The organism is Methylobacterium tarhaniae, assembly GCF_001043955.1.
In the GTDB taxonomy this organism is placed as follows: Bacteria; Pseudomonadota; Alphaproteobacteria; order Rhizobiales; family Beijerinckiaceae; genus Methylobacterium; species Methylobacterium tarhaniae.
Genome location: NZ_LABZ01000232.1, coordinates 1 through 728, shown reverse-complemented (window position 1 = coordinate 728; position 728 = coordinate 1). Strand labels below are relative to the sequence as shown.

Annotated in this window: 1 protein-coding gene; it reads left to right on the top strand. The window is 70.5% G+C overall.

Annotated features, from left to right (window positions below):
* On the top strand, positions 1 to 728 hold a 728-nt coding region (locus VQ03_RS26600), incomplete at both ends, for a molybdopterin cofactor-binding domain-containing protein (protein WP_048453935.1).

The following is a 728-nucleotide window of genomic DNA, read 5'->3' as shown; positions in this document are numbered from 1 at the left end:
GTCGAGGCCGCCTTCCGCGACGCGGCCGTGGTGGTGGAGGAGACCTTCCGGTTCGGGCGCCATACCGGCGTCTGCCTGGAGCCGCGGGCGATCCTGGCCGACTGGGCGGCGGCGGACGGGCTGCTGACGGTCCACCACTCGTTCCAGGCGCCGCACATGATGCAGGACATCCTGTGCAAGCACCTGTCGCTGCCCGAGCACGCGGTCCGGGTGATCTGCAAGGATGTCGGCGGCTCGTTCGGGATCAAGGTCCACATCTATCCCGACGAGATGGCGACCTGCGCCCTCGCCCTGATGCTCAAGCGCCCGGTGAAGTTCGTCGCCGACCGGCTCGAGAGCTTCCAGAGCGACATCCACGCCCGCGACCACCGGGTGAGCGCCCGGATGGCGTTCTCGCCCGAGGGGGACATCCTGGGGCTCGAGATCGACGACCTGACGGGAATCGGGCCGTACTCGGTCTATCCGCGCACCAGCGCGGTCGAGGCCAACCAGGTCGTCAACCTGACCGGCGGTCCCTACCGCCACCGGCATTACCGCGCCCGCGCCCGGGTCGTGCTGCAGAACAAGGCGCCGACCTGCCAGTACCGGGCGGTCGGCCACCCGATCGCCACCATGGTGGCCGAGGGGCTGGTCGATCTCGGCGCCGACCGGCTCGGGCTCGACCCCTTCGCGATCCGCGAGCGCAACGTCATCCCGGACGATGCCTATCCGTGCGCCGGTGCCTCGGG